At 71.5% G+C, this 7,016-nt stretch carries 6 protein-coding genes and 1 pseudogene; 1 reads left to right on the top strand and 6 read right to left on the bottom strand.

From position 1 onward, the window contains the following. From QZ753_RS02780 to QZ753_RS02795, 4 genes are all read right to left on the bottom strand, one after another. The coding region (locus QZ753_RS02780; protein WP_294641014.1) for a response regulator at positions 1–429 on the bottom strand (429 nt) is incomplete at its 3' end. A 99-nt stretch (positions 430–528) separates the two neighbouring features. After that, positions 529–1,929, bottom strand: a complete 1,401-nt coding sequence (locus tag QZ753_RS02785; RefSeq protein ID WP_294641016.1) for an ActS/PrrB/RegB family redox-sensitive histidine kinase — start codon at positions 1,927–1,929, stop codon at positions 529–531. A gap of 66 nt (positions 1,930–1,995) precedes the next feature. Continuing rightward, positions 1,996–4,473 (bottom strand): ATP-dependent helicase HrpB, encoded by a 2,478-nt coding sequence (gene hrpB / locus QZ753_RS02790; protein ID WP_294641018.1) that lies wholly within the window; start codon positions 4,471–4,473, stop codon positions 1,996–1,998. A 44-nt stretch (positions 4,474–4,517) separates the two neighbouring features. After that, positions 4,518–5,195 carry a DUF1345 domain-containing protein gene (locus QZ753_RS02795; RefSeq protein ID WP_294641019.1) on the bottom strand — a complete coding sequence of 226 codons (678 nt, stop codon included), beginning with the start codon at positions 5,193–5,195 and terminating at the stop codon, positions 4,518–4,520. A gap of 138 nt (positions 5,196–5,333) precedes the next feature. On the opposite strand from QZ753_RS02795, the gene QZ753_RS02800 reads away from it, so the two are divergent. Then, positions 5,334–6,095 carry an SDR family NAD(P)-dependent oxidoreductase gene (locus QZ753_RS02800; RefSeq protein ID WP_294641021.1) on the top strand — a complete coding sequence of 254 codons (762 nt, stop codon included), beginning with the start codon at positions 5,334–5,336 and terminating at the stop codon, positions 6,093–6,095. A gap of 14 nt (positions 6,096–6,109) precedes the next feature. Here the strand turns inward: QZ753_RS02800 and QZ753_RS02805 are convergent, their stop codons facing one another. Both QZ753_RS02805 and QZ753_RS02810 read right to left on the bottom strand, forming a co-directional pair. Beyond that, positions 6,110–6,682, bottom strand: a complete 573-nt coding sequence (locus QZ753_RS02805) for an HdeD family acid-resistance protein (protein WP_294641022.1) — start codon at positions 6,680–6,682, stop codon at positions 6,110–6,112. 58 nt (positions 6,683–6,740) lie between these two features. Next, positions 6,741–7,016, bottom strand: a pseudogene (locus QZ753_RS02810) (NADPH-dependent FMN reductase); the annotation flags it as partial.

Below are 7,016 nucleotides of genomic sequence, written 5' to 3' on the forward strand. Positions count from 1 at the left end.
GGCCGACATCGGGTTCTCCGGCGGCTCGGCCTTGATCTCGGGATCGCGCGTCAGCGCCGCGATCACCTCGTCGGCGTCGGCGGGCTTGGCGAGATAATCGATCGCGCCGAGCTTCACGGCGTTCACCGCGGTCGCGATATTGCCGTAGCCGGTCAGCACCACGGCGCGCGCGCCCGGCCGCTGGCGCCGAAGCGCCTCGATCACATCGAGCCCGTTGCCGAGCCCGAGACGCAGGTCCACCACGGCATAGGCCGGAGCCCCCGTCTTCATGGCGGCGAGGCCTTCTGACACGGTTTCGGCGGTGCGGACCTCGAATCCGCGTTGTTCCATCGCGCGGGCGAGACGCCCGACGAATGGACGATCGTCGTCCACGAGAAGCATCGTCTTGTCGTCGCCCGCCTGGGGGGCAGCTATCTGATCTGTCGGCATGAGATCGTTCCTTCCTCAAGGAGAAAGATACGTCGTCCGGGCGGCTTATCAACTGGCGTGCGAGACGATCGGTCGCGCAAATCTCGCTAGAAAAGGGTGTCAGGCCAACTGTGGCGGCAGGTCGAACGCCTCGGCTTCGCGCTCGGGCTCGCCGACGGGTTCGATCGTCAGACGGCCGAAGCTCTCCACCGGCCAGGACACCGTGATCCGGGCGCCGGACCCTTCCGCCTCGCTGCGGTTCTCGAAGCGGATGCGCGCGCCCGAGCGCTCGATCAGCGTCTTGGCGATGAAGAGGCCGAGGCCGAGGCCGCCGCCCGACTGGCGCTGCTCGGCGTCGCGCACCGACATGTAGGGATCGCCGATCCGCTTCAGGACGTCGGGCGGGTAGCCAGGACCGTCGTCGCAAATCTCGATCGCGATGCGGCCGCTGTTCCAGGACAGGCCGATCTCGACCTCGCCGCTCGCAAAATCCACCGCGTTCTCGATGAGGTTTCCGAGCCCGTAGATCACGCCGGCATTTCGCCGCATCACCGGCTCGGGGCCGGATGCCTCCTGCACCCGAACGCGGATCTCGACGCCGAAATCGCGGTGCGGGGCGACGGCCTCCTCGATCAGCGAGGAGAGGGGCATCTTGGCCAGATGCTCCTCGGACGTCGACGACAGGCTCGCGAGCTGCCCGAGAATGGCCCGGCAGCGGTCCGACTGGCTGACGAGAAGCTCGATGTCCTCGCGCAAGGTGGCGTCGTCTGGTGCCGCGCGGCGCATCTCCTTGGCGACGAGCGCGATCGTGGCGAGCGGCGTGCCGAGCTCATGGGCGGCGGCGGCCGCCAGCCCGTCGAGCGCCGACAGGTGCTGCTCGCGCTGGAGCATGAGTTCGGTCGCCGCGAGCGCGTCCGACAGCGCGCGGCTCTCGGCTGCCACGCGGTAGATGTAGAAGGTCGAGAAGATCAGCGTCGTGACCAGCGCGAACCACATGCCGCCGAGATAGGGGAAAGGCAGCTGGAGGCTGTGGCCGGCCGGCCAGGGGATCGGATGGTGGAGGAAGGCGATGGCGGTGGCGCACAGGACCGCGAGGACGCCGATCCCGACCGCGATGCGGGCCGGCTGCGTCGCCGCCGCGATCATCGCGGGAACCACCAGGAACACCGCGAATGGGTTCTGGATGCCGCCGGTCAGGAACAGGAGGCCCGTCGGCTGCACGACGTCGAAGACGAGGATCAGCGAAGTCCGCCGCTCCGATAGGCGCTCGGCCTTGGAGTAGCGCGTCGTCAACCAGAGGTTCAGCGCGACCGACACACCGATCAGCACGAAGCATCCCCAGACAGGATAGGGATACCACAGGCCCCAAGCGACGAAGACGCAGGCCGCCGACTGGCCGGCGATCGACAGCCAGCGCAGGCGCGTCAGCGTGGCGAGGCGCACGCGCTGCCCTTCGAGGGACAGGCGGCGTTCCGGCGGCAGGTCGGCGTCGAGGTCGAGGCCCTTGGCGATCGTCATCATGCCAAGCGAATTAGGTGCCGTCGCGCATCCGCACAGGTGCGGCGCGGCCGCACAGATCAGGCGGCGTCAGCCGCGCGGCTTCGCCCGGTTGGTGGCGGGCGCCGCGACCGGGTCCTCCGGCCAGGGATGGCGGGGGTAGCGGCCGCGCAGATCGGCGCGCACGTCGGCCCAGGAGCCCTTCCAGAAGCCCGGCAGATCGCGCGTGATCTGGATCGGTCGATGCGCCGGCGACAGGAGCTCGAGGATCAGCGGCAGGCGCCCGCCCGCGATCGCCGGGTGCCGCGACAGGCCGAAAAGCTCCTGCACGCGCACCGCCAGCACCGGCCCTTCCGCCTCGTAGCGGATCGGCAGGTGCGAGCCGGTGGGCGCGGTGAAGTGCGAGGGCGCGAGCTCGTCGAGCCGGCGCGCCTCGCCGGGCGGCAGTCGGGCGAGGAGCGCCTCGCGCAGCGCGCCTTCGCCGATCTGCGACAGGGCCGAGACGCCCGGCACAAAGGGCAGGAGCCAGCCGTCGAGATCGGCGAGCAGCGCGTCGTCCGAGACATCGGGCCAGCCGGCCTCGGCCCCGTAGGCGGGATGGAGGAACCGCAGGCGCGCCAGCAGCCGTTCGCCGTCCTTGCCCCAGGGAAGACGCGCAAGGCCGAGGTCGCGAATGCCCGCCATCAGCGCCCGCCCCGTCGCCTCGCCGGCCGGCGTCGGCCGCGGCGCTTCGGCAAGGACCGCGCGGCCGAGGCGGCGCACGCGGCGCGCGCGAACCGAGCGGCTCGCGGGGTCGAACTGGAGCGTGTCCTCCTCGACGATGCGCACCGCGAGGAGCGCGTCGAGGCGCGCCTTATCGATCGCCGCGGCGCTGCGGATGCGGCCTGTGCGCTGCGCGGCGCCGGTCGAGACGCCCTGGAGGTCGGCGACGACGAGCGCCGGCTCGCGCGACAGGGCGTGCTCCTTCTCCAGCGTCCCCCCGCGCCCGTTCGAAAGGAGGAAGCTGCTGGGCGCGCCGCGCGCCAGCGCCACGCGGTCGGGATAGGCGAGCGACAGGAGCGCGCCCGGATCGTCGTCGTCCAGAAGGTCGCCGAGATCGGACGGCGCCATGCCGGCGATCCGGCCGGCGAGCTGGTCTGCCGAACGGGCGCGGGGCGAGCGGTCGGCGCGCCACAGGCGAAGGCGCTCGGCAAGGTCGACCGACGGGCCGCCGAGGCCGGGTTCGGTCAGGAGGACGGCGAGGCGCGCCGCCGTGCGCCGCGGCTCGCCGGGGGCTGCGCCCGCCACCATGCGCGCGAGGCGAGGGGGCAGCGGCAGCGCGCGCATCGCCTCGCCGGTCGCCGTCATCCGGCCGGTCTCGTCCAGCGCGCCGAGGTCGCGCAGGAGCGCGCGTGCTTCCGCCACGGCCGGGCCGGGCGGCGGATCGAGGAAGCGCAGGGCTGCGGGATCGGAGACCCCGAAGGCGAGCGCGTCGAGCACCAGCGCCGAGAGGTCGCTGACGAGGATCTCCGGCCGGTCGAAGGCTTCGAGCGCCGCGGTCTGCTCGGCGCGCCACAGACGGATCGCCTCGCCGGGCGCCGTTCGCCCCGCGCGGCCCGCCCGCTGGTCGGCCGAGGCGCGCGACACGCGCACGGTCTCGAGGCGCTGCAGGCCGGTCGCCGGTTCAAAGACCGGCGCGCGCTTGAGGCCGCTGTCGACCACCGTCGTCACGCCGTCGATGGTGATCGAGGTTTCCGCGATGGTGGTGGCGAGCACGACCTTGCGGCGGCCGGCCGGTGCCGGGCGGATCGCGAGGTCCTGCGCCGCCCCCTCCAGCCGACCGTAGAGCGGGGCGAGGATGACGTCGGCGGGCACGCGGCCTTCGAGCCGCTCCAGCGTGCGCTCGATCTCGCGCTGGCCGGGCAGGAAGGCGAGGATCGACCCGGAGCCCGCGCCGAGCTCCTCGCGGACCGCGGCGGCGACGGCGTCCTCGACGGCCTCGCTCGGGGCGCGGTCGCGGTGGCGGATCGTCACCGGGAAGGCGCGGCCCTCGCTCTCGATCACGGGGGCGTCGCCAAGGAGCGTCGCGACGCGCGCGCCATCGAGCGTCGCCGACATGACGAGGAGGTTCAGGTCCGGCCGCAGCGCCTCGCGCACGTCGAGCGCCAGCGCCAGCGCGAAGTCGCCGTCGAGCGAGCGCTCGTGGAACTCGTCGAAGAGGAGCGCCGCGATGCCGGACAATTCCGGGTCCGACAGGATCATGCGCGTCGCGACGCCCTCGGTCACCACCTCGATGCGCGTCGAGGCCGAGACGCGGGTGTCGAGGCGCATGCGCCAGCCGACCGTCGCGCCCGGCGCTTCGCCGAGAAGATCGGCCATGCGTGTCGCAGCCGCGCGGGCGGCGAGGCGTCGGGGCTCGACGAGGATGATCCGCCCCTCGGCGATGTCGCCGAGAAGATGCAGCGGCACCAGCGTCGTCTTGCCCGCGCCGGGCGGCGCCACGAGCACGGCGGCGCCATGGTCCCCGAGCGCTTCGCTGAGGGCTGGAAGGACGTCGGAGACGGGGAGGCGGGGCAGGCTCGCACGCATGGCCCGTCTTGCCCGAGCCGCAGACAGCTTGTCCAGCGGCGGCGTCAGATGACGCTGGCGCCGACGTTGACGGCGAGCGCCAGCACCGTCGTGTTGAACAGGAAGGCGAGGATCGTATGGGCGAGCACCAGCTCGCGCATCCCCTTGGTGGTCACCTCGACATCCGAGGTCTGGCAGGCGGCGCCCATGGTGAAGGCGAAATACAGGAAGTCGCCGTAGCCCGGCGTCCTATCGCCGCCGGGAAAGTCGAGGCCGCCCTCGGCGCCCGGACGGCCGTAGAATTCACCGGCATAGTGCAGCGCCATCATCACCTGCGTCACGATCCACGACAGGAGAATGGTGAAGCCGGCAAGCGTCAGGCGCCAGGGGTTGGGGTTGTGGTCGCCGATGCCGTGGAGTTCGGCGGCGATGGCCCCGAAGCTGGCGGCGATGGCGAGACCCGTCAGCAGAAGGATCGCGCGCCGCCCCTCGTCCTGCCGGCGGGCGCGGCGGCGCAGGTCGCCAGCATCCTCGGACTTCACCATCATGCGGGCGATCACGGCGAGGTAGAACAGGACGCCGGCATCCCAGCCGATGAGGATGCGCGTCGACAGGTCGAGCGAGCGGGGGCTGAGAAGCGCGAGCGCGACCGCGACGCCCGCTGCGATCAGAAGGCGGGGCCGGGCGCGCACGCCGCGGATGAAGGCGCGGTGGAAGGTGTGGGACCCCGGTTTGTCGCTCATCGCTCGGATCGCTCTCTCGGCCAGACGGGTTGAAACACATGTCGCGCAATGATGGTTCGCACGCCCGGTGCGGATCGGCTAAAGGATGATCCGATCCGCCGTCCGCTCCCGGTCGGCGCAGCCTTCGCGAGTGCCACCATGTCCGACGCCGCCACCCCTGCCGACACCCGCCCGACGCTGGTGCTGACCGGTGCATCGCGCGGCATCGGGCATGCCACGGTGAAGCGCTTCTCGCGCGAGGGCTGGCGCGTCATCACCTGCTCGCGCCAGGATTTCGCCGCCGATTGCCCATGGCCGGCCGGTCCCGAGGACCATATCAAGGTGGACCTGTCGGACCCCGAGGACGTCGGCTACGCCGTGTCCGAAATCCGCCAGCGGCTGCAGGCGAACGGCGGCAAGCTGCAGGCGCTCGTCAACAACGCGGCGATCAGCCCGAAGGCGGACAAGGGCGCGCGGATGGATTCGATCCGCACGCCGATGCATGTCTGGCGCGATGTCTTCCAGGTGAACTTCTTCGCGCCCATTATGCTGGCGCGCGGCCTTCACCAGGAACTGGCGAGCGCGAACGGCGCGATCGTCAACGTCACCTCGATCGTCGGCAGCCGCGTCCACCCGTTCGCCGGCACGGCCTACGCGACGTCGAAGGCGGCGCTCGCCTCCCTGACGCGCGAGATGGCGGCCGACTTCGGGCCGGACGGCATCCGCGTCAACGCCATCGCGCCGGGCGAGATCGACACCGCGATCCTGTCGCCGGGCACCGAGAAGATCGTCGAGCAGATTCCGATGCGCCGCCTCGGCAAGACCTCCGAGGTTGCCGACATCATCTATTTCCTGTGCTCGGGGCAGGCGTCCTACGTCAACGGCGCCGAGATCCACATCAACGGCGGCCAGCACGTCTGACCCCGACCTCGAGCCTACCGCGCGCGCAGCGCCGCGAAGAGGAGGCTGGTCCCCGAACTGATCAGCGAGATGCCGAGGAACAGGCCGATCGCCCAGATCGCGGTGCCGGGAAGGCCGATCACTAGGAAGAGCGCGAGGCCGATATTGATGATGCCGGCGAGCGCCAGGAGCCAGAACTGCCCGCCCGAGACGCGGAACGCGTTGGCCATGGCGAAGGTCGCGAGGCCGAGAAGCAGGAAGTAGACCGCAAGCAGCGTGGTGAGGGCGACGGCCCCTGCGAAGGGATCGGCGAGGATCAGAATGCCGAGGAGCAGCGTCACGACGCCGATGAGAAGCCCGGTGCCCCGTCCGCCGAACTCGCGGCCCGCCCGGACGGTCGCCACGAGACCGACGATCCCGAGGATGACGAGGAGCCAGCCGAAGAACAGGGTCGAGGCGAGCGTCGCGGCGAAGGGCACGAGGATCGCCAGCACACCGGCAGCGATCATCAGCACCGCCTGCACCGTATAGCCTTTCCAGTGGCTGTGCAGGTGGCGCTGGACGTCGCGCTCGAGGTCTCCGGTCGGGGTTAGGCCTGCACGCGACATCCGGAAACTCCTCGGCGATGGATAGCCGCCGAACGTTCCCTTCCGGGATAGGTTCCGCTCAAGAGCCCTGCCGGCCCAGTGCGCGGGACGTGTCGAGCAGGCGGTCGACGAGGTCATCGAGCCGCGCGCGGTCGCTTCCCTCGACAAGCCGACCCTTGGCGTCGAAGGTCGCTTCGCCCGAGGCCGCCCGGAACTCGGCGGTCAGCACGTCGGCGCCGAGCGCGGCCAGCGTCGCCCGAACCTGGCCGAGCGCCGACCGTCCGTCCTCGCGCCCGGACCCGGTCGAGGCCAGCGCCACGACGAGGCGGGCGAAGGGCGGGCGCGCCGCCCGGTC

The organism is uncultured Aureimonas sp., from assembly GCF_913775355.1.
In the GTDB taxonomy this organism is placed as follows: Bacteria; Pseudomonadota; Alphaproteobacteria; order Rhizobiales; family Rhizobiaceae; genus Aureimonas.